The following is a 24,097-nucleotide window of genomic DNA, read 5'->3' as shown; positions in this document are numbered from 1 at the left end:
TTTTTGGTAACTTTACAAAAAATATGATGTAATGAAAGATATTCGAATTGCTCTGCTGGACATGAACAACAATCATGTGAATCAAGGTTTTAGAAACATTAAAGAAATTTCTGAAGCATTTCAGCAGAACTCTGAAGAAAATGTTGTCATCAAGACATTTGATGTGAGATTTAAAGATGAAATGCCCGAGATCGGAGATTTTGATATTTTCATTTCTTCAGGCGGTCCTGGAAATCCACATCGTGAAGGTTTTGCCTGGGAAGACAGATTTGCCCATTTTTTAGATTCTGTTTTTGAGCATAATAAATACAGTGAAGATAAAAAATACCTTTTCCTTATCTGCCATTCATTCCAGCTGGCAAGTATTCATTGGAACCTTGGTAATATCTGTAAAAGAAAGTCTTATTCCTTTGGCGTAATGCCTGTTCATAAAACAGATGAAGGCAAAGAAGAGTTTTTATTCAAAAATCTTCAGGATCCTTTTTATGCCGTAGATTCAAGAGCGTACCAGTTTATAGAGCCGGATCATGACCGTTTTGAAGAACTTGGGATGACTATCATGGCGATTGAGAAGTTCCGTCCTCATATCAATCTGGAAAGAGCGGTAATGGCAGTTCGTTTTTCAGAAGAAATATTCGGAACACAGTTTCATCCTGAAGCTAATCCTGAATCTTTGATCGAAAATCTGAAAGATGAAAAAAACAGAGAAGCTATGATCGAAAATTTCGGTATGGAGAAATATCTTGAAACGATCGACAGAATAGATGATGAGGATAAAATCATTCTGACCAGACATCAGATCCTTCCGAGATTCCTTCAGTTTGCAAAAAAAAACATTTTGAAAGAAGCTGAGACTTTGGCTTAAAAGGCTGGAAGCTGGAAGAAGGATGCTGGAAGTTATTTTCAGTTAAGACTACTGAAAATGCTTTTATTCACGAACTGATAGTCTAAATATTTTCATAGTTAAGAACTTCCCTCTCCCAGCTTCCAGCTCCTTTACTATATATAACAATCGGGCAGAAATGTTCGATTTTTTAACATCACAAAAGAAAAAAAATATGATTCCAAAATACAGAAAACAGTACAATCAGGAGTTTTCGGATGAAAAGTACAATCAATTAAAAAATATACTGGCAGAAAAAGGAGGTACAGCACCTACTTTCAGGGTTTCAGAAAGCCCTATTTTTTTGACTAAAGAATTTGAGAGTAAGCTTATTGATGCCAGCGAAAGTATTATCAGCCAGATTAAGGCAATGTCTGCTGAAACACTTCGGAAAGCCGTTCCTGATAACTGCAGAGTTCCCAATGATACGAATCAGCCTCATTTTTTCACAATAGATTTTGGAGTCTGCAAAAGCGAAAACGGAGCGATAGAACCTCAGCTGATAGAACTTCAGGCGTTTCCTTCTTTGTATGCTTTTCAGAAAGTGTATGAAGAAACTTATTGTGAAGTTTACCCTTTTCTTTCGGAAATCAGAAATCCTATGCCTCATGAAACCTTTAAAAACTATTTGAAGGAGCTTATTGTAGGTGAGGAAAATCCTGAAAATGTAATCCTGCTTGAAATCTTCCCTGAAAAACAAAAAACAGCCATTGATTTTGCTTTAACAGAGCAATTATTAGGAATAAAAACAGTGTGTCTGACCAAAGTAAAGAAAGAAGACAAAAAACTGTATTATGAAAACAATGGAAATCTGGTAGAAATCAAAAGAATTTACAACCGTATTATATTCGACGAGTTGGATAATATTCCGGATCTTAATACAGAATTTGATTTCCGTGAAGAAGTAGATGTTAAATGGATCACTCACCCCAATTGGTTCTTTAAAATTTCAAAATTTCTTTTGCCTTTATTAAAACATCAGTTTGTTCCAAAGAGTTATTTTCTACATGAATTTCCGGAAAATGAAAATCTTGAAGACTTTGTATTGAAGCCTTTATTTTCATTCGCAGGAAGTGGTGTTAATTTAAATCCTACGAAGGAAATTACAGACGCTATTCAGGATAAGGAAAATTATATTTTACAGAGAAAAGTGCATTATGAGCCCATTTTTGAAGATATCAACGGAGAATTTTCAAAAGCAGAGATCCGTTTGTTGTATATTTGGCGGGAAAATGACGAACGCCCTATTTTATTGGAAAATCTTGGGAGAATGACTAAAGCCGCAATGGTAAATGTTGATTTCAATAAAAAGGATGCCATCTGGATCGGAAGTTCGAATGCATTTTTTGGATAAAAAATTTAAAACTAATAATACATGGAAGAAAAGTCGACTGCTTTTGCAGAATTTGACAACAGCGGTTTAACACGAAGAAGAAACTTATTACCCGTGTGGATTAAAATTTTCTTATGGATCTTTTTAATCGGAGGCGCAGTATCTGCTATTTTATTGATTGCAGGTTCTCTGCTGACTCATGTTTCCTTATCGATATATGGGATCAATGCTAATCATCCTTATTCAATGACGGGGCTTTTGATCAGCTTTTTGTTTCTGTTCAAAGGTATTGTTGCTTACGGACTTTGGTTTGAACAAAAATGGGCAGTACAGGCTGCAATAGTTGATGCAATCATAGGAATTGCCGTTTGTCTCATTATGATGGCAATTATCCCATTTACTGTTCCAACGATCAGCTTTACCCTTAGATTAGAACTCATTCCTTTGTATTTCTATCTGATGAAAATGCAGAACATAAAGAAAACCTGGGAAAGCTTATAAAAACAAACCTCCGATATTTCGGAGGTTTTATTTTTTTAATACTAAATATTCTTATTGTCTTCCAGTAACTCTTTGGCCTGATATTCCTGTACCAGATCAATAGCATTGGAAATAACATCACTTAAAGCTGTGATAAACGTTCCTTCTTCAGCCATTCCCATAGCATGTTTTAATGCTTCGATTTCTTTAGGGATAATCTCATAGCTGACATCTCTGCCTGCAGCATTAATACCATCAATAATCAACCCGTTAATTTCATCTTCCGTTCTTCCTCGAAGATGTTTTTCATTCCGGATGATAATATAATCAAACATTCTTCCCGCAATCTTTCCGCATTCTCTGATATCGTTATCTCTTCTGTCTCCAACACCGGATATAATTCCAATTTTCTTTGTAGACTCTACATTTTTAAGATAATCTTCAATGGCTTCGTATCCTGAAGGATTATGAGCAAAATCGATCAGTACTTTAAAGTTTTTAAATTTAAAGACATTCAATCTTCCCGGAGTAAGCTGAGCACTTGGAATAAAGGTTCTCAAAGAATTAGAGATATCTTCAATTCCAAACCCATAAAGATAACTTGCCAAACTAGCCGCCAATACGTTTTCAATCATAAATCGGGCTTTTCCTTCCATCGTAATCGGGAAATCTTTTGCTTTTCCTATTCTGATCTTCCAGTCTCCTTTTTTAATAGTGACGAATCCTTCTTCATACACGCAGGTGATCTTTCCTTCTTTCGCAAATTTTACAATATGAGGGTTATTTTCATCCATACTGAAGATTGCCACATTAGAATCAAGGTCATTCACGATCTTCATAGAATATATGTTATCGGCATTCAGTACACTCCAGCCACTCTTCTTAACACTGTCCATTACGACACGTTTTACTTTGGTAAGATCTCTTAAGCTGTGAACATCATTCATTCCCAGATGATCTTCCTCAATATTGGTAAGAACCCCGATATCACATTGTGAAAAGCCAAGTCCGGAACGTAAAATTCCTCCTCTGGCAGTTTCCAGTACTGCAAATTCTACGGTTGGGTCTTTCAAGATAAATTCTGCAGAAAGCGGACCTGTTGTATCTCCTTTTGACAACATCGTATTTTGAATGTAAATTCCGTCCGACGTTGTGAATCCTACTCTGTATCCATTGCTTTTTACAATATGTGAAATAAGTCTTGTAGTTGTTGTTTTCCCGTTAGTTCCTGTCACGGCAATAATTGGAATGGTAAAAGGTTTCCCTTGCGGATAAAGCATATCTACCACCGGTGCGGCAACATTTCTTGGCAGTCCTTCACTTGGAGCCAGGTGCATTCTGAACCCAGGAGCTGCATTGACTTCAATAATAGCTCCACCACTTTCTTTTAAAGGCTGAGTTAAATTCTCCGCCATCACATCAATACCGCATACATCCAATCCGATAATTTTGGAAATTCTTTCTGCCATTGTGATATTTTCCGGATGCACCATATCTGTTACATCAATGGATGTTCCTCCGGTTGAAAGATTCGCCGTTGATTTCAGATAGACCACTTCTCCCCTTTGAGGAATGGTTTCCAGTGTATACTGAAGCTTTTCAAGAAGTTCCAGTGTATCTTTATCTATTTCAATCTCAGTAAGGACATTTTCATGACCATAACCTCTTCTTGGGTCTTTGTTTTCTTTTTCAATAAGCTGCTGAAGATTCAGTTCACCGTCTCCTACAACATGAGCAGGAACTCTTCTTGCTGCTGCCACCATCTTATTATTAATCACCAATATACGGAAATCGTAACCTGTGATATATTTTTCAACAATTACTTTTCTGGAATATTTTTGGGCATGTTCCAGACCTATTTTAGCAGATTCCCATTCGTTGACATTAATGGAAGAACCTTTTCCATGATTTCCATCCAAAGGTTTTAAAACAATCGGATAACCAATTTTTCTGATCACAGCGTTTAATCCTTCTTCGTCTACAACCAAATCACCAATCGGCACCGGAATAGCAGCATCATGAAGCATTCTTTTGGTTAATTCTTTATTACATGCGATATCAACGGCAATGGAACTTGTTTTTCCTGTAATGGTAGCCTGAAATCTTTGCTGATTCACGCCATACCCCAATTGTACCAGAGAATTTGTTCCCAATCTTATCCAGGGAATTCTTCTGGAAGCAGCTTCTTCTACAATACTTCCTGTAGAAGGCCCCAGACGGACACGTTCTCGGATTTCTTTTAATTTATGAATACAGGCATTTAAATCATAATCCTTCCCTTCTATCAGGGCTTCTGCAATCTTCATAGCTTCTTCAGCAGCGTAGATTCCCGCATTTTCTTCAATATAATTGAAAACCACATTATACACTCCAGGAGTTTTTGTTTCCCGGGTTCTTCCAAACCCCACATCCATTCCTGCCAGGGTCTGTATTTCCAAAGCGATATGCTCTATAACATGCCCCATCCAGGTCCCTGTTTCCACTCTATGAAAAAAACCACCTTCCACTCCTTCCGAGCATCGATGGGTAATCAATGAGGGTATTAATTTTTCAATCCTTTCCCTGAATCCTTCGATTTTATTGGTAGGATAATTCTCCATTTCTTCTAAGTCTAACCTCATCTGTATCAGCTTCTTTCTTCTGATGCTCCAGATGTTTGGACCGCGTAGTGCCTGAATCTTTTCGATTTTCATAGTCTATTGGCATTTTAACAGTTAACAATAACTCCTTTCATAGCCAAAGATAATGTAAAACCCAAAACAAAACCATAGCAAATTTAAAGATTTGTTAAAAAACAATTAATTTCAATTAACATTCTTAAAACATTAAAAATCAATTAAAGATGGCACGAATTTCGCCAAAGAATGTTAATTATTTTTTAATTTTGTACCCATGACGAAGCCTGTTGGAAAATTAATAGTTATCGGAGGAGCTGTAAACAAAGGAAGTTTTGCAGAAACCGATTATGATCAGAATATCGAAAAGAATCTTAATTTTTTTGAACGTGGGATCTTAAGGAAGATCATCAACGAATCAAAACTCAAGGAAGATTCTATTATTGAAATTGTAACAACCGCCTCTCAAATACCTCAGATCGTAGGTTCTGAATACAAAAAGGCATTTGAATTTCTGGGTGCTAAAAATGTAAATGTTCTGGATATTCACAACCGTGAAGAAGCCAACTCTGATGCTATGGTAGCAAGAGCCAATGCTGCTGATGTCATGATGTTTACCGGAGGAGATCAGTTGAGACTGACTTCTATTCTTGGAGGAACAAGATTTCATGATACGATTCTATTAAAATATCAGGAACAGGATTTTATTTATTCCGGAACTTCTGCGGGAGCTGCAGCGGCATCCGAGAATATGATCTACCAGGGAAGCAGTTCTGAAGCACTTTTAAAAGGAGAAATCAAAACCACCCAGGGATTAGGTTTGATTGATAATGTTATTATTGATACACACTTTGTACAGCGTGGCAGAATCGGTCGTCTTTTCCAGGCCGTAGTCAACAATCCGAGAACACTGGGAATAGGACTTGGAGAAGATACGGGGCTTTTCATCCATAATGATGTGATGACAGCTGTAGGTTCAGGTCTTGTAATTCTGGTAGACGGAAGATTTATTAAAGATACCAATCTTACGAATATCAATCTTGGGGAGCCTATTTCTATTGATAATTTAACGGTACATGTTATGTCTATGAATGATCACTATGATCTTACCACGAAGAAATTAACTATTGAGAATTCTCAGTTTAATCCGATACCGCAGGATAAATAACTCAAAAGTAATTCTTAATTTAGTTGAAAATAAAACTAAATGAGGGAAGAAAAAATTGAACAATTGATTACCCTTCTTCTGGAAGGCTATGATGTGGAAAATAAAGAAGAAATGATTTCAAACTGTTCTTTATGCTATGTAAACCCGGCCCAATATATAAAAGATAATGATGCAGAATGGGTTATTGAAAGCAATGAAGACGGTGCATTTGAATTTTCGGTGACCAATGAACTTTTTGATTTTCTAATCCGGGGTGATAAAATAGATGAAATTCATGAACTTATTGATGAAAGTCTCAATAACCTAATTGGAGATTTCCCCATAGGAATACGATATGCAGGTGATTATTTTAAATGGCTGCAGCCGATTCTTAATCAGGAAGATCCGCCACTGGAAGTTATTGAGCTTGCAGACAGCTATTCTGATGAATTACAACTTATCATTGTAGAAAAACATAATGTAGAAAGCATTTCAAAACTTTGTCAAGAATTGAGGGTTCATTTTAAAAGAACTTCAATACCTGCTGATGGTATCTAAAGAAATTAACAATAAAAAAAACTAAACTTTATTTATGAAGCTCATTATCCACGGAGGTTTTTTCTCAGAAAGCGACCAAAGCCATAAAGTAAAAACTGCAAAACAGTATTCTTTAAAAGAGATTGCCCAAAAAGCATTTGATTATCTTAAGACCCATTCGGCTTTTGATACTGCTGCTTATGCTGTATCATTATTGGAAGACGATCCACTGTACAATGCAGGAATCGGTTCTCAGATACAGAGCGATGGTGTTATCCGTATGAGTGCTGCTATTATGAATGGAGAAACTCAAAAGCTAAGCGGAGTCATCAATATCCAGGATGTGAAGAATCCTGTTTTTGTGGCCAAAGATCTTATTGGAGAAGATGACCGGGTTTTGGGAGGTCACGGTGCAAAAATCTATGCTACGGAACATGGTTTTGAGAATTTTTCTACAGAGATTCCTCAGAGAAGAAGTGAGTATGAAGCCAAATTGGCCAATGGAGGTAAAGGAACGGTAGGCTGTGTAGCGATTGATCAAGACGGAAAGCTTGCTGTTGCTACATCTACAGGCGGAAAAGGTTTTGAGATTCCGGGAAGGATTTCAGATTCTGCCACAGTGGCAGGAAATTATGCCAATGCTTTTTGTGCGGTAAGTTGTACTGGTGTTGGAGAAGATATTGTAAGCAATGCTACTGCCACAAAAATTGTAACAAGGGTTACAGATGGAATGAGTCTTCAGCAGGCATTTATCAAAACATTTGATGAGCTTAAAGCCATAGATGGGTTTGCGGGTGCTATTGCCATTGATAAGGATGGAAATATCTATCATCAGGATTCCTATCCTACTATGGTTTTCGCCAGTTTTGATGGTGAAAATTTTGAAGTCTTCTCTTAAATTTAACATTTTTTTATAAGTCCGGTTATTTTTTTGGCACGTATTTTACATTATTGATAACAACAAATTTTAATATTAATACATAAAAAATAGAAATCATGGGAAACAAAGGAAAAGGTTTATTAGCTTTATTAGGTTTAGGTGCATTAGCTTATTGGAAATATAAGAATTCAAGCCCTGAAGATCAACAAGCAGTAAAAGATAAAATCAATACAGCAAAAGATAATCTTAACAAATGGGGAAATGACCTTAAAAACAAAGCCAATGATGTTGCTTCTCAGGTTCAGAATAAAGTGGACGAAGTAAAAACAAAGGCTGAAGATTCTGTAAGCTAAATAAAAGCAGTTTTTTTAACATTCATATATAGGAAAAGTCATCGTAATCAATATTACGATGACTTTTTATTTTGGAAAAATTTCAATTAATATTTATTTTTTCTGGGCTGTTAAAGCAAAGACCAGCGGTATTTTATTTCCAAACTGCGGAATTCTCCATTTTCCTTTTTCAAATTCATCTACATGTCTGAAGCAAGGATATGGCGACCAGTCGAACTCACGGAAAGTATGCAGGTTTAAATCTTTTTTAATCAGATTACCAATAACTTCTGATAATGAGTGATTCCACATTACATATTCCTGTACGATGGGTGCAGACTGATCTGCATAAGTTCCTTCATAAGTTTCTACGATCGGCTTTTCATTAAAATAGTTGTAAGTCACTTTTGTAAAGTCATCATCAAACATCCAGACAACAGGGTGAAATTCTGCCATAATAAACTGTCCACCAGGTTTTAGAAAATGATTGATAATTCCGGCCCATTTTTCAAGATCAGGAAGCCAGCCTATTGTGCCATAACTTGTATAAACGATATCAAATTTCTGATCCAGAATATTAGGTAGATCGTAAACATCTGAGCAGATAAATTCTGTATCCGTTCCGCATTTCTGAGCAAGATCTCTGGCCGTATCAATAGCTTTATCAGAAAGATCAATCCCGGTAACTTTTGCCCCCATTCTTGACAGTGAAATAGAATCCTGCCCGAAATGACATTGCAAATGCAGAATATTTTTTCCTTTTATATCTCCAAGAAGCTCCAATTCTATTGAATTCAAAGAACTTCTTCCATTCAGAAATTCATCTACAAAGTAGAAGTCCGACTTCAGATGCGGTTCTACTTTAGCATTCCAAGATTTTTTATTTATTTCTAAGTAATTTTCCATTTTTTAATTCTTTAAATCATTTATCTCATCCAGCCTTGAACAATATAGTTTTTTGTGATTAATTTTCTTTCGGGTTTATTTATAGCATCCGGTTTAAACCACACTTCAATTCTACTTCCATAAAACTGTCCCCAATCGCCTTCGTAAATTGTAAAGTTATCTTTTAATTCAAATCTTTTTAATTCATCAGTATTATTTTCTACTTCAATCTTGCTTTTCTCTTTTATACTTTTCTCGGAAAGTATATTATTTTTGGTAATTTCAAATATTTTCAGGTATACTTTTCCTTTTTCAATCTTATGTAAAAACAGATCATATTTATACATGCCCGGCTGGAGATAGTCGTAAAGAATAAAATCCTGTTGATGAATATTTACTCTGTCTTTTTCATCATTAAGCTTTAGTGGCTTTTCAAATTTAATATTATCTGGAATTTTTAATTCCTCCGCAAAGAAATCATAAGGATAAAACATCAAGGCAAAAGAGAAGTATCCATAGGTTAGTACCGCCAGTATTACTGTTGAAAGGGTTTGCAAAATTCCTTTCAAATAATCTTTTTTGACAATCCTGATAATACCTAGAATAAAAGGAATCAGTAGAAAAATAAAAGGAAGAAAACAGCAAGTATAGAGTATGTATCTGTTAGATATAGAAAGACCCAAAAAACAGAGAAAAGCTATAAATGTGCAGACTATAACCGAATTATACCATTTTCTATTAAAAAATTCCCACATTTTATGACAGTTTCTCCATTAGTTTCTTCTTTTGATCCAAAAATTCTTCCTCGCTAAGCACTCCGGTTTCTTTTAATCTTCCTAACTGTTCGAGTTGGTCTAGAACACTAGTTTCGGGTGTATTCTGAACAGATACTTCAGGCAGGGACATGAAGTCTCTTACCTTTTCACAAAACAGTTCAGCATGGTACTTTCCTACTCCATCAATCTCTACAACATCATCCGTAACCTGAATATCTATAGAAGCCAGTAAAAATGCTGTTTCATATTGTATTGAGCTTATTTTGCTGTAAGAAAAGTCTTCTACTTTCAACCCGTACATGAATTCTTTATCAACAAAGATCAATCTTCTGTCTGTAGCTACTAAAATGATATGATGATTGTTTATTTTATTTCTGCCTTCAACGAGATAGACAATTTTTTCGTGTGCTGAAAGAATATCCGGCAGTTCATGAATTTCCTTTCGGGCAAATATAGTAGGACTGATATCCAGTCTTTTAAGTTCCTCTCTTATTTCGTCAAGTCTTGATTTTTCACTCATAGTAACAGTTTATGAGCCTAAATTACTATTTCTTGGGAAAAGAATAATTTAATTTGGCTAAAATATTATGTTTCAGATGGAATTACAATAGAACTGTGCAAGCAATACATCTTCCAGCCTAATGTTTCGTACAACAGCTTTCCTTCTTCTGTTGCCACTAAAAGATTATTTGTAAATCCTTTTGATAAAGCGATCTTCTCAAGTTCTTTCAATAAAAAAGAAGCAAGCCCTTTCCTTTGATGATTTTTTTCGGTAATAATCCTGTCATATACAGCCACACCATTGATAAGAGAGACACGGCCTATAGAAGCCTGTTCCCCATTCTCTGCTACAATCCTGACAACAAAAGTTGTGTTATACTCAGAAAATTCTAAGTAATACCCTTCTGCAAGACTGATTTCCGGGAAATTCATCGGGTGAGAACAGGTCATCATATATCCTTGTGACTGCAGTTTCCATCTTTCAGGAATCTTCCCTATAAATTCTTCAGGAGATGTAGATACTTTGAGATAAATCCAGGGCTCATCAATTGAATCTGCAAGTTGGTAAAAATCATCATTAAGTTGAGGAAATACAAAACGCTCTTTTTGTGTTTCATCTCCCACCATCACGTGGAATCCGGATTTATACTGAACAGGAAAAGAGACTTCTCTTGATAAACACCATCCTTTAAGCCAATTTTCTACGATTTCTGCCGATACTTTGTTCTTCATAATTCCGTATAAAAGTTTTATTATAATTGCTCCAGCAGCTTCTTTTTTTGCTCTGCAAATTCTGCATCGGTTAAGATTCCGTTTTCTCTCAGTTTTCCTAATTTCTCAAGCTGATTAAAAATTTCTTCTGATGGCTGTGAAACACTTTTGCCCGTGGTATCAATTTGTTTCAGAGGTTGTTCCTTAGGATTATTATACATGGCTTTTATGGTATCATAGAACGTCTCAGCATCTTCTTTATCCATATAGCATTCAAACTCAACTACTCTTTCGTCCAAATGCAGTTTAATTATCGGAGATCTCGGATCTGTTACAAAGCTTACCGACTTTATGGTTTCATTACGGTAATCATTAATCTTTGCTGCACCAAACATTCCTTTTGATACAGAAATCATTCTTTTTGGGGTTGCCACCAATACACCTGCATCCAATGTATTGACAAACTGAGCATCTGTAATGGCGATTATTTGTTCCTCCTCGGAAATCAGATAAGGAAGTTCTTTGATCTCTCCTTTGGTGAACATGGAAAGATTGGCGTTCAGTTTTTCCAGTTCAAATTTTATTTTGCGTTGTCTCCGTTTATAAACTTCTTTTGAAATTTGGCTTGAATCAGGCTCTACCATCACAGGGAGATTTTGAACTACCGCTGCCACTGGCAAAACCGTTTCTTTATTCTCTGTTTTCAACATGTCATTAATATCATCAATACTGAATTTATTAAGATTGTACAGCAATTCTTCATTGATATTGCTCGTTTCATTCAAACATTTATTGCATAAAACGTTGCCATCTGAAAGCTTATTAGCTCCCAAAAGCGTATCCATAGAGGTTAATTCTGTTTTACACAATGCACAATTATTACTCATTTTTTCTTTTTTATAATTTATCAAGTAACTTTTTCTTTTGTTCGGCAAATTCACCCTCTGTCAGCACTCCAATCTCTTTGAGTTTACCCAATTTTTCCAGCTGCTCAAAAATCGCTCCGGAATTTCCTTTATCAGTAGAATAAACATTTTCCTGAACCAGATCCGGAATTGTTTGGGAAAATGCCTGCAGTGGAACTGAATCCCTTCTCAATTCGTTTTCAGAATAGTTCGTACTTCGGTTTTTAACATTGGAAAATGCCCTTCCATCATTTTTATTGTGCAGTTTAAACTGTGCATCATCTCTATAGGTATTGATTTTCAGAATTGAATACAAAAGATTTTCAATATGATCAATGGAAGAAATATCCTGAAGGAGAAATTCATTCTTGACAACTCCACCCAGAAATTTTTTATCAATAAAAGCAACCCTTTTCTGTGTTGAAAATATAATTCCCTCCCTGTTGTTTTGAAGATCAATTCCTTCTGCAATAGCCAGCAATTTTTCATCTCTGTCCAGAATATTTGCCAATTCATTCACTTCTTCATTGGCAAGAACACTCAGTCTTGCATTGAGAGCAACAATCTGATCTTTTATTTCATCCAACCTTGTTGGTGCATCATATTCGTAATGGCTGTTCCCTGTATATTGAGGGTCTCTGGTATTTTGGTTTGCATCAATTTTACTTTTCAGAATCATTCCTGTAATTTCTGCAAAATAAAACTGATCAAGATTATGGATAAGGTCTCTGTTGATAGTAACGGCTTTAGTAAAGCATCCGGCACACAAATAACCACCGTCAGCAAGTTTATTTTTACCTACAGACATATCTGTTGCCGTTAGCAGTGTTCCGCACAATGCGCAAATAGTGTTCATCTGGTTTTTATGTTTAAAAGTTTTTAATGAATTCAGAGCATTATTTTCACTCTGTTTATATACATCGATCCAAATTACAAATTCTGAGTCAATTTTAAAGATCAAAAATATTTAAATCTTAATATCAATCAAAAAAAACAGCCACAAAACTTTTTTGTGGCTGTTTTTTCTTTTTATATATCCCAAAGTCAGATGATTAATCTATTGGGCAATTTTTGCAATATTATAATCCTAAGAACTCTTCAAGAGAAACGGTTTTCTTTTCACCAGCTTCAAGATCTTTATAAGTAACAGTATTATTTTTAATTTCTTCTTCACCAAGGAAAACCATATTTTTTATCCCTTTCTTTTCTGCGTAAGTAAACTGCTTATTGATTTTTGCATTTTCAGGATATAATTCTGCCGAAATTCCTTTTTCTCTTAGCTGCATAATCAGCTTTAGGGCTTCTATAGTTTCTTCTCCTCCAGAATTAGCAAACAAATATTCGATCTTGGATGATGCTTCTTCAGGGAAAAGGTTCAATTCTTCCATTACCAGATAAATCCTGTCTAATCCGAATGAAATTCCTATCCCCGGAATATTTTTAACTCCAAATACTTCTGTAAGGTTATCATATCTACCTCCACCACCGATGGATCCCATAGCAACCTCATCTGCTTTCACTTCAAAGATAGCACCGGTATAATAATCCAGTCCTCTTGCCAGGGTAATATTGAATACAAGATTTTGCATATCAACACCAAGGCTCAGAGACTGTGTAAGAACATATTCAAGTTCTTCTACTCCTTTCAGACCGATTTCATTTCCTGCAAATTTTTCTTTTAGCTGAAGAAGGTTTTCCAGCGCATCGTCAGACTGGCTGAACAGGAAATCCAGCTTGTCAATAGATTCCTGAGAAATTTCTCTTTCCAGTAATTCTTTTACAACGCCTTCTTTACCAATTTTATCCAGCTTATCTAATGCTACAGTGAATTCAATCAGTTTATCTGTGATTCCTGCATATTCTGCCAATCCGGAAAGGATTTTTCTGTTGTTCATATGAATTGTAACAGGAACTTTCAGGTCTGCAAATGATTTTAAATAGAGCTGAACCAGCTCTACTTCCTGCAATAAGCTTTCACTTCCTACCACATCTGCATCACACTGATAAAACTCACGGTATCTTCCTTTCTGAGGCCTGTCAGCTCTCCAAACCGGTTGGATCTGAGAACGTTTGAATGGAAATGTCAGCTTCCCATGATTCATTGCCACAAATCTTGCAAAAGGTACAGTAAGGTCATAACGAAGAGCTTTTTCTGAAATCTGAGAAATAAGTTTCTGATGGTTTTTATTATCCCAGTCTTCCTGATTGACTTCAGAAGTATAATCTCCTGAATTTAAAATCTTAAAAATCAAACGGTCTCCTTCTTCTCCGTATTTCCCTGTCAAGGTAGAAAGATTTTCAAAACTTGGAGTTTCCAATGGCTGAAACCCGAATAATTCAAAATTATTCTGTAAAATATTGATGATATATTTTCTTCTGGAAACTTCCTGTGCCGTAAAATCTCTCGTCCCTTTTGCTAAATTTGGCTTCATTTTTTGTATGTCATTTTGATAAATGCAAAAGTACGGAATTGCATGGACTTTACACAGCATAAAAAGCTGAAGAAACAATCTTCCCCAGCTTTTTGCTGTTGTGTTATCAATTATTCTGAAAAATCAGACGCTTTCAAGAATCTCAAGGATCTCTTCACCATAATTTTCAATTTTATGCTTTCCAAATCCTTTGATCTCCAGCAATTCTTCTTTCCTGGCAGGCTTATACTTGGCTACAGATATCAGCTCTTTATTGCTGGCGATGAAATATGTGGGAAGATTCTGTTCCCGGGCTTTTTCAGACCGCCAAAGCTTCAGTGCATCCAGTATCTTTTCTTCATCTGTATTCAGGAAATCATTCTCTGCAGAATATTTAACTGCTTTTGGTTCTTTAACTGTATTTTTTGTCAGTTTTAAATCTTCAAAATACAATATTACAGACCAATACCGCTCATCACTTACAAAAGCTGTTTCTACTTTCATAATCTCATTGGCTTCCAGGAAATCATCCAGCATTTTCTGATCTATATAGAGAAATTCTTCCGGAAGTCTTATTTTAAAAACTTTTACTTTCATCATTTGTGTTTTTAGAATTATTTTCCTCCTAATAATAGAATCTCGTCTACACGAATTTCTGTGATATAGCGCTTCACCCCGTCTTTATCATCATAGGATCTGTAGGTAAGCTTTCCTTCTATGGCAATTTCTTTTCCCTTGGAAACATATTTTTCAAAAATTTCGGCCGTTTTCCCAAAAGCAATAAGATTGTGCCATTGTGTTTCTTCTACTTTTTCTCCTTTCGCATTCGTGTAATGATCACTTGTTGCCAAGGATACGCTTGCTTTTATATTTCCGTTGTCGAAGTTTACCATTTCAACTTCTTTTCCTGTGTAACCAATTAATGTTACTTTGTTTCTTAGTGACATAACTTTTAAATTTTAAAGATTAATAATTCAGATAAGAGACGTTCACTGTTTTTCTCAAATCTCTGTTGCAAAGATTGCGATCTTATCAACCCTCAATCGGTTATAAACTATTTAAATCCGTTTGTAGTCGTTTGCAAATGGATAATAAAATAAATAGAATTCTGTAAAAAGCAGTATTTATCATGAGCAAAAGACAGTAAACATTACTTTTAAAGAAAAAATTATATGATAGAAAACTATATCCCAAAATATTTTTCTCTCTTAAAAAAACATTGGAAAATGCATGAGCAACGTTACAAATATCAACAATGAATTAAGCATAGAGATCATTAAAACAATGCAGGAATATATTGGACTTCTAAAAGAGGAAATCGAAAGACTGAAAAAATAGAAAGCATAAACTAAACATATTGAAGTCAGAATAGAAAAATTCTATTCTGACTTTCTTTTTCTCATTCAAATCCTATCCATTTACAAACGGATATTTCTGTATCTTTGTTAAAATTCATCTATGAAAAGGAATATCAATATTTTTGAGTTTCCTCTCAATTTGGGACTTACAAAAAAGGAACATGAGATAGAACCGGGGGTTCGAAAACTTCCGGACTGGCTCAGGAAATTTGATTTTCATAGCAGAATTGCTCCTCAAAACGTTTTCAGGCTTGATGCTCCGGAATATTCCATGGACTTTGATGAGGAGTCAAATGTCAGAAATGCAGATCCCATTATTGAATATGCCAAAAAACAGTCTGATTATATTCTTAAGAATTACGAAGAGAATACATTCAATATTATCCTGGGCGGTGACTGCAGCATCCTGATTGGAAATGCTGTCGCTTTGAAAAAACTGGGAAACTTCGGGCTCTTTTATCTTGACGGCCATACCGATTTTATCCCGCCTGAACTTTCAGAAACCGGAGGTGCAGCAGGTATGGATCTCGCCATCATTACCGGAACCGGACACGAGAAACTGACCAATATTGATGGTTTAAAACCTTATTTATCTGAGGAAAATATTTTCTGCTGCGGAAATGCAGAAACAGATGATGATGAATATGTTAATCAAATCGTCAATTCCAATATTCATTACTATGATCTTTACCGTCTCAGAGAGAATGGTTTCAGGAAAACTGCTGAAGACTTTCTGAAAATGGTGAATGATAAAGATTTGGATGGCTTTTTCATTCATTTTGATGTGGATATTCTGAAAGATGAAATAATACCGGCCGTAGACAGCAGAATGGAAGACGGAATCAGCTATGATGATCTCAGAGAAATGCTGAAGCCTTTATTTGAAAGTCCATTATGTTTTGGGATAGAGATTACTATTTTAGATCCTGATTATGATGAAAACGGAACATATACCCGCCCATTTGTAGAAAATTTAATTCAAATTATAAAAAATAAAGAAGACTAAATGAAGAAGACTATAAAAAGAACATTCAGAGTTTCCAAGTATGTAATCTATAAAGAAACGCTTGTTGATTACAAAGAACACTTCTGGTCATTTTTGGGTGCATTTTTCGGAATTGGAATCATTGCATTTATCCAGTCTCATTCGTTAACGGAAACTGAAAATATATTTCTTATTGGTTCTTTTGGGGCTTCAAGTGTTCTGATTTATGGAGCAATACAGAGCCCGTTGGCACAACCGAGAAATCTTGTAGGCGGACATGTATTGTCTGCATTGGTAGGGGTTACCGTCTATCAGTTTGTTCCGGATATTATCTGGCTTTCGGCTCCTTTGGCGGTGGCCTTTTCTATTGTATTGATGCAATATACCAAAACCCTGCATCCACCAGGTGGTGCTACAGCCCTTATTGCTGTAAGTTCTACCGGGAAGATTCCGGAACTGGGATATTGGTATGTAATTTCCCCTGTCCTTTCGGGATGTATCATTTTGCTGCTTGTGGCTTTGTTTTTTAATAATATTACTCCTAACAGAAGTTATCCTACCCACAGCAGGTTCATGAGACTGTTAAGAAAAAGACATGCACATCCCCACAAAATAAAAAAATAAAAAGATGAATTGTTTGGAATGTGGCGAGAAAATCATCGGAAGGTCTGATAAAAAGTTTTGCAACGACGCCTGCCGAAACGCCTATAACAATAAGCAAAATAAGGATTCTAACAACCTGATGCGGAATGTGAACAACAAACTCCGCAAAAACTACCGAATCCTGATGGAAATTAATACTGATGGTAAAACAAAAGTAGCCAGGTCCAGACTGGATGGCTTAGGTTTTGATTTTGATTATTTCACCAACCTGAAAGTCTATAAAAACGGGTCTGAATACAAGTTTATTTATGATTACGGCTATAAACTTCTGGAAGATGATTTTGTACTGATTGTAAAGAATCAGGCATAACCCACACACCTTAAATAAAATAGTATGAAAGAAGTTGTTCTGATCACCGGAGCCAGTGGTATGATCGCCAAAGAACTGGCCAAAAAGATAGGCAAAGAATATGAAATCAGATTTCTGACCCGAAAAAAAGAACATGATCATGAATATGAATGGGATATCAGAAAAGGAAATATAGATGAGACAACTTTGGAAAATGTTTCTCACATTATTCATCTTGCCGGTGCCAACATTTCAGAAAAGCGCTGGACACCTGAAAGAAAAAGAGAATTGATCTCGAGCCGTGTTGATTCAGCGGAATTACTTCGAACTGCTTTAAGAAAAAATAAACTCAAGCTTAAGTCTTTTATTTCAGCTTCAGGAATTAATTTTTATGGTACTGAAACTTCGGAAAAGATTTACACTGAAAGTGATCCTCCCGGCAATGATTTTTTAAGTGAAGTTGTGGTTTTATGGGAAAGGGCTGCAGATGATTTCAAAGAACAGGATCTGGCAGAAAGAGTGGTTAAAATACGAACGGCTGTTGTACTTTCCAAAAAAGACGGGGCCTTAAAGAAAATGACACCTCCTATTCAATATTATATAGGATCGCCTTTAGGAAGCGGACAGCAATATATGCCATGGATTCATGTTGAAGATATTTGTTCTATTTATGAGCTAGCTTTAAAAAACTCAGCAATGAATGGAGCTTATAATGCTGTTTCTCCCCAACATGCCACTAATAAAGATTTTACAAAAAAGATTGCCAAAATACTTAAAAAACCTTTATTCATGCCCAATGTTCCAGGATTTGTATTAAAACTAATATTCGGAGAACTGGCTACGGCTATACTGGAAGGTTCCAGAGCTTCTTCACAGAAAATCCAGAATGCCGGATTTCATTTTAAGTTTCCGGACCTGAATGAGGCTTTAGAAAATCTATTAAAGAAGCAATAACAGAATGGGGGAAGAAATTTTAATTCTAAAAAACATTTCCAGGCATATTTCGCTCACCAATCAGGAGCAGTCTTATTTTCTGTCTCTGTTAAAAGAAAAAAAGGTTGCTAAGAAAGAATTGATTTTGCAACAGCCGCAAGTCTGTAAAGAGATCAATTTTGTTCAGACAGGGATTTTGAGAGCTTTTCATATAGATACCACAGGAAAAGAATCTACAATCATGTTTGCTGTTCCAGACTGGTGGATCACGGATATGTACTGTTTTATCAATCAGAAACCTGCGATGCTGAATATTGAAGCATTAGAAGAAAGCTGTATTTTGCAGCTTCAAAAAGATCATCTGGATGAACTTTATCACCAGATACCGAAATTTGAACGCTTTTTCCGAATCATGATGCAAAACGCCTACATCAGAGAACAGCTCCGGACGATTGAAAATCTTTCTTTACCGGCAGAAGAACGCTATTATAATTTTCTTCAGAAATATCCTGAAGCGGTAAAGCGTATCAAACAAAAGCAAATTGCTTCTTATTTAGGGATCACTCCCGAATTTTTAAGCCTTATAAAATCCAAACAAAAAAACAGTTTCTCTTAAGCTATATTATTTTTTTTATTCTGAAAGTTCTGTTACTTTACCAAAAAAAATTATGTTTATACTTATTGCAGGTCCTTACCGCAGCGGAACGAACGATGATCCGCAGCTTATCCAGCAGAATCTTCACAATCTTGAAGCTGTTGCTCTTCCTATTTTCAGAAAGGGACACATTCCTATTATTGGAGAATGGGTTGCGCTGCCATTGATCCATCTTGCCGGTTCTACTCAAATAGGTGATGAAGCCTGGCAGGAAATACAGTATCCGGTAGCTCATGCCCTTCTTGAAAAATGTGATGCAGTGCTTCGTATAGAAGGAGCTTCAAAAGGAGCTGATGAGGATGTAAGAATAGCCAAAGAAAGAGGTCTGACCATTTATTATAACATAGAAGATATTCCTTATGCAAAATCCTGATATAACCATCCTTCGTACCGAAGTCCTTTCAGACAACTGGTATACTTTAAACAAAGTCACCTATTCTGCTTTAAAAAAGAATGGAACTACAGAAACTCAGAGCAGAGAAGCTTACGACCGTGGAAACGGAGCGGTTATTCTTCTTTACAACAAACTTTCAGACACCGTTATTCTAACCAGACAATTCCGGCTGCCGACTTATATCAATGGCAATGAAACAGGAATGCTTATTGAAGCCTGTGCAGGGCTTTTGGATAATGACAACCCGGAAGACTGCATAAAACGGGAAACAGAAGAGGAAACCGGGTATAAAATTTCCAAAGTTGAAAAGGTATTTGAAGCGTATATGTCTCCCGGATCTGTTACGGAAATCCTTCATTTTTTTATTGCAGAATATTCAAATGAAATGAAAATAACGGACGGCGGCGGACTGGAAGAGGAAGGTGAAAATATAGAAGTTCTGGAATTACCTTTTGAGGAAAGTCTTACTATGATTGATACCGGAGAAATTAAAGATGCCAAAACGATTATGCTTTTGCAGCACTTACGGATGAAAGGGATCATGTAGAATGGGAACATCATTGATAGTTGATTGATGATAAATGATGAGTAAAATGTATATTTAACAGATCAGAGAAGTTTTGGAAGATTAAATTCCAATCTACGAGATTTTCTACAATAATCCATGAATGATGAAGGTATTGGGAATAAAAATCATTAAAGTAATAGCTGTATTTTCAGTTTTGATCTTCAGTATTCTAATGCTGAAAACGATTTCCCAATATACATCATTTGATAAAAACATCGGATTTCTGGCCTTTAAGCAGCAGGTAGTTGGCAATCCGTACTGGATGACTTTTTTCTACATCCATATTTTTTCTATAACGCTTTGTCTTCTGGCTGGCCTTACGCAATTTTCTAATCGGTTTTTAGCGGAAAACAGAAGCCTCCATAAGATTATTGGGAAAATATATGTTTACAATATTTTGATCATCAATGTTCCGGCATGCTTTGTACTGGGATTGTTTTCAAATGGAGGTCTTATCGGAATTACAGGATTTCTGATTCAGGATATTCTTTGGGCCTATTTCACTGTTGCTGCTGTACTTTCTATTAAAAAAGAAAATATTATCAGGCATAGCAATTATATGATATTAAGCTATGCGGTAACCACAACAGCAATTACTTTCAGAATCATTAAGAATCTTTTGTATAATGAAATCCAGCATGATTACCAGCTTTTTTACGGACTGAATGTATGGGCTGCCCTTTTGATCAACCTTTGTATTGCTTATGTAATGATCAGAAAAAATACAGGATTACCTGGAAAAATCAACGGTAGAAAAGAAAATACAAAGACTGAGAAATGATACCAGAAAAAATGATCCGATAAATATTAATGTATTAAAAATCAATTCATACTTGCTGTTCTTAGTCCATTTGCTGAAAAAGCGCATTATCAGATAAGCGATTCCTCCAAAAACAGCAATAATAAAAAGAAGAAAAAAATAATAGATCATGGTTTTGTGTTAATTCATGTAAATCTATTATTTTAAATCTAAAAAAACAATCATCAATACCAAGAAAAGGAACTATAAATGATCCTATTTTTAATCTGGCCTTTTGAATTTGAGCCGAAATCAATATAGAAGTTTGTCGAAATCCATGTAAATCACCAACAATATTCACATCCAGATTTTTTTTATATCCTCTGTATACCCTACCAACAAAGGATTTCTATATAGATTATAAAACTTAAATGCCCCCGCAGTACAAAATCCATATAAAATTCGCAAAATCAATTGAGAAAATCTATTTATTCCTTTATATTTTGGATTTAAAGCCTTAATTTTGCAGTGAAATTCAGAAAATTCGGATTCTTTCAACAGGTTATGTACATGAAAAAAATGATGATCGGGCTTGCTTTGGCCTTATCCATTACTATTTGGGGGCAAAAAACTCCTGCAAAAGCAAACAATCTGACACCCTACAGTTATCAGACTTTTAATTGTGATAATAAAGGGTATTTTGATTCGGCTAAATATAAAAAAGAAGAAATAGACGGAGTCAATAAGCTTTTGTACCAATTCAATGGAGTTGTATTTGATACCCGACCTGTTTTTAAACTTTCCCAGCTTGAAGAAATCCGCCAAAACAGAGAAGCTTACTTACAGGACCTTGAAAAGCAGTATGAGGAAAAGAAAAAGGAATTGTACAGCATTAAAGTCATTGACCTTCCAAGATGGAAAAAATTGATGGAAGAGACTATTGATTCTTTTGAAAATGAATATCAGCTGAATAAAGAAGAAATCCTTGCTTATTCTGATCCTTCCACCCTTAGAAACAGTAAATATTACAATACCTGCAGAGAACAGATTGATGCAATATCCTCTCCGGACAGAGAAAAGATGTTTGTCGCATGGAAAAACTACACAGAGCTTAAGAGTAAAAATAATGCTGATCCGAAAAGCGTAATGGCGAGATTTGATGCCAAAATGAATGATCCGCAGAAAGAAGATTATGCGTTGATAGACCTTATTGGTCTTGGATTTCACAACTGTGCCAACAGCAGTTTCAGACAGAAACGTGAAGATGAGGTAACCTCTTACAAGGATTTTGATAAGATCTTTACAAAGCTGAAAAGAACTTGTGATGAACCATAATATTGATTCAAAAATTGAAAGATTTAATTATTAAAAAATATAATGACAGTACTCAGATTGGGTACTGTTTTTTATTTGCTGATCTTTTTATTGAGAACGGTTAAGAAACGGTTAAAAGAGGGTTAATAGCTTGTTATTTCTTTGTGGAAGCGACGATTACAATTATTTTCGTCTGTGTAAAAAACTAATTCCATGAAACTCATTGTTATTTTTCTGACCTTGTTATTTTCTATAGCAATATCAGCTCAAAAACCACCCACTATCCTTCCTTTTTCCCTGGAAAACAATTCCGTTTATATCTATTGTAAAGTCAATAAGACTGACAGTATAAAGTTCCTGTTTGATACAGGTGCCGATGGTTCTGTCATCAATATCACTGCAAAGAAAAAAGTACCCCTTACTATTGATGGACAGTCTGAAAACAAAGGCTCAAACGGAGTAAATACCGTCGATTACAGCAGTCACAATACGGTGCTGTTTGGAAGCATTCAGAAAAATGATGTACAGTTTACTCTTATTCCTTATGGTTCTGCCAATTTTGACGGGGTTTTCGGAACAGATCTGATGAAAGGAAAAATCATTGAAATTGATTATCATAAAAATGAAATCTGGTTTTATGAAGAAAATGATCTGTCCATTGATTTGACGGGATATGAAAAGATGAAACTGCATATGGTCGACAACTACCCTGCTGTAGAAAGCAGTATTGTCATAAATGATAAAGAATATTCAGGACTTTTTGGACTCGACAGCGGAGCTGATGATGCACTTACTATTGCCTCTCCTTTTGCGAAAAACAATGCTTTGTCCAAAACTATGAAAACCATAGGAAAAGCTACAGCAAGAGGTTCTGATGGTTCTGTGTATGAAATGCCTGTTGTTCTCTGTCCGGCTGTGAAATTCGCTCAAAAATATCTTTATAACCTCCCGATAACCCTTTCCGGCTCCACAGAAGGAATTGATGCTACGGAAAAAATGGCAGGATTTTTTGGTAATCAGTTTTTAAAAAGATTCAACACCATCATTGATTTTAAGAACGGATTTATTTATTTTAAACTTAATAAAAATCTGTATTCAGGGTTTAATTAACTGTAAGGGTTGACTATACAAATTCTACAGGTCTGTACACAGGGTAATTTTTCACATTATAGCCCACCAAATAAATTAATAATGAATAAGTTATGGTTTTTTAAATTTAATTGCTTAATTTTGCACCCCGAAAATAAGGGTTAGAATATGAAAAAAATTGGTGAGCACAGAACACTTCTTGGGGTAGATAAAAATGTTACTTTAAAAGAATTAAAGACTATTTACAGAAATGTGATGAAAGATACACATCCTGATAAATTCATTAATGATGAAGCCGGAAAAACAGAAGCTGAAGAAAAAAGCAAGTCTGTGATTGAAGCGTATCACTTTTTGGTAAGTATTAATTCTGAAACGCAGGATAAATATAAAGAAGAATATACAGAAACGACTACAAAATCTAACATTCAGGATTTCTATCTTGAGAAATCGATTTTGACTGTTCAACATTTGAATGGAAACATGTATGAGTATATGGGAGTTCCAAGAAATACCTACATCAAAATGGTCAACGCTGATTCACCAAGCCGTTTTGCAAGAAGACATATCTATGGAAACTTTATCTACAGAAAGTCTGGTGAGGCTATGGCAGATTAATTTTTTCACATTACAATATTTGAAGACTTTCGGTTTATTCTGGGAGTCTTTTTTTGTTTTTAATATTATGTTTCGGCTAAAGCCCACTCCTTATTAATA

General features: G+C 35.4%; 28 protein-coding genes. 18 read left to right on the top strand and 10 right to left on the bottom strand.

Features of this window, described 5'->3' with window-relative positions:
- The first annotated feature begins 31 nt into the window (after nucleotides 1-31).
- From ACPF63_RS07850 to ACPF63_RS07840, 3 genes are all read left to right on the top strand, one after another.
- Complete coding sequence (locus tag ACPF63_RS07850) at nucleotides 32-865, top strand: type 1 glutamine amidotransferase (protein WP_180563875.1); 834 nt, start codon at nucleotides 32-34, stop codon at nucleotides 863-865.
- A 193-nt stretch (nucleotides 866-1,058) separates the two neighbouring features.
- A complete protein-coding gene (locus ACPF63_RS07845) occupies nucleotides 1,059-2,237 on the top strand; it encodes a hypothetical protein (RefSeq protein WP_426482609.1) in 1,179 nt (392 codons plus the stop codon).
- 21 nt (nucleotides 2,238-2,258) lie between these two features.
- Nucleotides 2,259-2,717: a hypothetical protein gene (locus ACPF63_RS07840; protein WP_426482608.1), complete on the top strand. Its 459-nt coding sequence runs from the start codon at nucleotides 2,259-2,261 to the stop codon at nucleotides 2,715-2,717.
- A gap of 41 nt (nucleotides 2,718-2,758) precedes the next feature.
- Here the strand turns inward: ACPF63_RS07840 and cphA are convergent, their stop codons facing one another.
- Entirely contained in the window at nucleotides 2,759-5,389 is a 2,631-nt protein-coding gene (cphA, locus tag ACPF63_RS07835; protein WP_426482607.1) for a cyanophycin synthetase, read from the bottom strand.
- Between the two features lie 199 nt (nucleotides 5,390-5,588).
- On the opposite strand from cphA, the gene ACPF63_RS07830 reads away from it, so the two are divergent.
- The 4 genes from ACPF63_RS07830 (at nucleotide 5,589) to ACPF63_RS07815 (ending at nucleotide 8,228) form a co-directional block, all read left to right on the top strand.
- The gene (locus ACPF63_RS07830; RefSeq protein WP_426482606.1) at nucleotides 5,589-6,479 is read left to right on the top strand and encodes a cyanophycinase; all 891 of its coding nucleotides are present in this window, start codon (nucleotides 5,589-5,591) and stop codon (nucleotides 6,477-6,479) included.
- Between the two features lie 39 nt (nucleotides 6,480-6,518).
- On the top strand, nucleotides 6,519-7,016 hold the full coding sequence (locus tag ACPF63_RS07825; RefSeq protein WP_180563879.1) for a hypothetical protein: 498 nt from the start codon (nucleotides 6,519-6,521) through the stop codon (nucleotides 7,014-7,016).
- A 34-nt stretch (nucleotides 7,017-7,050) separates the two neighbouring features.
- Nucleotides 7,051-7,893: an isoaspartyl peptidase/L-asparaginase gene (locus ACPF63_RS07820; protein ID WP_426482605.1), complete on the top strand. Its 843-nt coding sequence runs from the start codon at nucleotides 7,051-7,053 to the stop codon at nucleotides 7,891-7,893.
- A gap of 98 nt (nucleotides 7,894-7,991) precedes the next feature.
- Complete coding sequence (locus tag ACPF63_RS07815; RefSeq protein WP_047385320.1) at nucleotides 7,992-8,228, top strand: YtxH domain-containing protein; 237 nt, start codon at nucleotides 7,992-7,994, stop codon at nucleotides 8,226-8,228.
- 93 nt (nucleotides 8,229-8,321) lie between these two features.
- Here the strand turns inward: ACPF63_RS07815 and ACPF63_RS07810 are convergent, their stop codons facing one another.
- The 9 genes from ACPF63_RS07810 to ACPF63_RS07770 all read right to left on the bottom strand — a co-directional run bounded on the left by ACPF63_RS07810 (nucleotide 8,322) and on the right by ACPF63_RS07770 (nucleotide 15,343).
- Complete coding sequence (locus ACPF63_RS07810; RefSeq protein ID WP_180563880.1) at nucleotides 8,322-9,113, bottom strand: class I SAM-dependent methyltransferase; 792 nt, start codon at nucleotides 9,111-9,113, stop codon at nucleotides 8,322-8,324.
- 20 nt (nucleotides 9,114-9,133) lie between these two features.
- Nucleotides 9,134-9,661, bottom strand: coding sequence for a hypothetical protein (locus ACPF63_RS07805; protein ID WP_426482604.1), 528 nt, complete (start codon nucleotides 9,659-9,661; stop codon nucleotides 9,134-9,136).
- Between the two features lie 187 nt (nucleotides 9,662-9,848).
- Nucleotides 9,849-10,388, bottom strand: a complete 540-nt coding sequence (locus ACPF63_RS07800) for a PH domain-containing protein (RefSeq protein WP_426482603.1) — start codon at nucleotides 10,386-10,388, stop codon at nucleotides 9,849-9,851.
- Nucleotides 10,389-10,453: 65 nt separating this feature from the next.
- The gene (locus ACPF63_RS07795; protein WP_180563883.1) at nucleotides 10,454-11,101 is read right to left on the bottom strand and encodes a GNAT family N-acetyltransferase; all 648 of its coding nucleotides are present in this window, start codon (nucleotides 11,099-11,101) and stop codon (nucleotides 10,454-10,456) included.
- 20 nt (nucleotides 11,102-11,121) lie between these two features.
- The gene (locus ACPF63_RS07790) at nucleotides 11,122-11,967 is read right to left on the bottom strand and encodes a PH domain-containing protein (RefSeq protein ID WP_219072795.1); all 846 of its coding nucleotides are present in this window, start codon (nucleotides 11,965-11,967) and stop codon (nucleotides 11,122-11,124) included.
- A gap of 10 nt (nucleotides 11,968-11,977) precedes the next feature.
- Complete coding sequence (locus ACPF63_RS07785; RefSeq protein WP_426482602.1) at nucleotides 11,978-12,841, bottom strand: PH domain-containing protein; 864 nt, start codon at nucleotides 12,839-12,841, stop codon at nucleotides 11,978-11,980.
- Nucleotides 12,842-13,064: 223 nt separating this feature from the next.
- Nucleotides 13,065-14,417: a histidine--tRNA ligase gene (gene hisS, locus ACPF63_RS07780; RefSeq protein ID WP_426482601.1), complete on the bottom strand. Its 1,353-nt coding sequence runs from the start codon at nucleotides 14,415-14,417 to the stop codon at nucleotides 13,065-13,067.
- Between the two features lie 123 nt (nucleotides 14,418-14,540).
- The gene (locus ACPF63_RS07775; protein WP_228408807.1) at nucleotides 14,541-14,996 is read right to left on the bottom strand and encodes an HRDC domain-containing protein; all 456 of its coding nucleotides are present in this window, start codon (nucleotides 14,994-14,996) and stop codon (nucleotides 14,541-14,543) included.
- 14 nt (nucleotides 14,997-15,010) lie between these two features.
- The gene (locus ACPF63_RS07770) at nucleotides 15,011-15,343 is read right to left on the bottom strand and encodes a single-stranded DNA-binding protein (RefSeq protein ID WP_426482600.1); all 333 of its coding nucleotides are present in this window, start codon (nucleotides 15,341-15,343) and stop codon (nucleotides 15,011-15,013) included.
- A gap of 511 nt (nucleotides 15,344-15,854) precedes the next feature.
- On the opposite strand from ACPF63_RS07770, the gene ACPF63_RS07765 reads away from it, so the two are divergent.
- The 11 genes from ACPF63_RS07765 (at nucleotide 15,855) to ACPF63_RS07715 (ending at nucleotide 23,998) form a co-directional block, all read left to right on the top strand.
- On the top strand, nucleotides 15,855-16,760 hold the full coding sequence (locus tag ACPF63_RS07765; RefSeq protein WP_426482599.1) for an arginase family protein: 906 nt from the start codon (nucleotides 15,855-15,857) through the stop codon (nucleotides 16,758-16,760).
- Complete coding sequence (locus tag ACPF63_RS07760) at nucleotides 16,761-17,363, top strand: HPP family protein (RefSeq protein WP_047385329.1); 603 nt, start codon at nucleotides 16,761-16,763, stop codon at nucleotides 17,361-17,363.
- Between the two features lie 4 nt (nucleotides 17,364-17,367).
- Nucleotides 17,368-17,712, top strand: a complete 345-nt coding sequence (locus ACPF63_RS07755; protein WP_047374313.1) for a hypothetical protein — start codon at nucleotides 17,368-17,370, stop codon at nucleotides 17,710-17,712.
- 24 nt (nucleotides 17,713-17,736) lie between these two features.
- Entirely contained in the window at nucleotides 17,737-18,645 is a 909-nt protein-coding gene (locus ACPF63_RS07750; RefSeq protein ID WP_426482598.1) for a TIGR01777 family oxidoreductase, read from the top strand.
- Between the two features lie 4 nt (nucleotides 18,646-18,649).
- The gene (locus tag ACPF63_RS07745) at nucleotides 18,650-19,240 is read left to right on the top strand and encodes a Crp/Fnr family transcriptional regulator (RefSeq protein WP_426482597.1); all 591 of its coding nucleotides are present in this window, start codon (nucleotides 18,650-18,652) and stop codon (nucleotides 19,238-19,240) included.
- Nucleotides 19,241-19,292: 52 nt separating this feature from the next.
- Nucleotides 19,293-19,652 (top strand): NUDIX hydrolase, encoded by a 360-nt coding sequence (locus ACPF63_RS07740; protein ID WP_047385333.1) that lies wholly within the window; start codon nucleotides 19,293-19,295, stop codon nucleotides 19,650-19,652.
- A complete protein-coding gene (gene nudK, locus ACPF63_RS07735; protein ID WP_426482596.1) occupies nucleotides 19,639-20,220 on the top strand; it encodes a GDP-mannose pyrophosphatase NudK in 582 nt (193 codons plus the stop codon). The genes ACPF63_RS07740 and nudK overlap by 14 nt, the downstream gene beginning before the upstream one ends.
- 121 nt (nucleotides 20,221-20,341) lie before the next feature.
- On the top strand, nucleotides 20,342-21,022 hold the full coding sequence (locus tag ACPF63_RS07730; protein WP_426482595.1) for a DUF2306 domain-containing protein: 681 nt from the start codon (nucleotides 20,342-20,344) through the stop codon (nucleotides 21,020-21,022).
- Between the two features lie 528 nt (nucleotides 21,023-21,550).
- Complete coding sequence (locus tag ACPF63_RS07725; RefSeq protein WP_426482594.1) at nucleotides 21,551-22,315, top strand: hypothetical protein; 765 nt, start codon at nucleotides 21,551-21,553, stop codon at nucleotides 22,313-22,315.
- A 192-nt stretch (nucleotides 22,316-22,507) separates the two neighbouring features.
- Nucleotides 22,508-23,404 (top strand): retropepsin-like aspartic protease, encoded by an 897-nt coding sequence (locus tag ACPF63_RS07720; RefSeq protein WP_426482593.1) that lies wholly within the window; start codon nucleotides 22,508-22,510, stop codon nucleotides 23,402-23,404.
- 147 nt (nucleotides 23,405-23,551) lie between these two features.
- On the top strand, nucleotides 23,552-23,998 hold the full coding sequence (locus ACPF63_RS07715) for a KTSC domain-containing protein (RefSeq protein WP_047385336.1): 447 nt from the start codon (nucleotides 23,552-23,554) through the stop codon (nucleotides 23,996-23,998).
- Nucleotides 23,999-24,097 lie beyond the last annotated feature (99 nt).

The organism is Chryseobacterium sp. R2ACT005 (genome assembly GCF_049949215.1).
Lineage (GTDB): Bacteria > Bacteroidota > Bacteroidia > Flavobacteriales > Weeksellaceae > Chryseobacterium.
The sequence above is the reverse complement of the archived record's forward strand: the minus strand, read 5'-3'. Positions and strand labels throughout refer to the sequence as shown.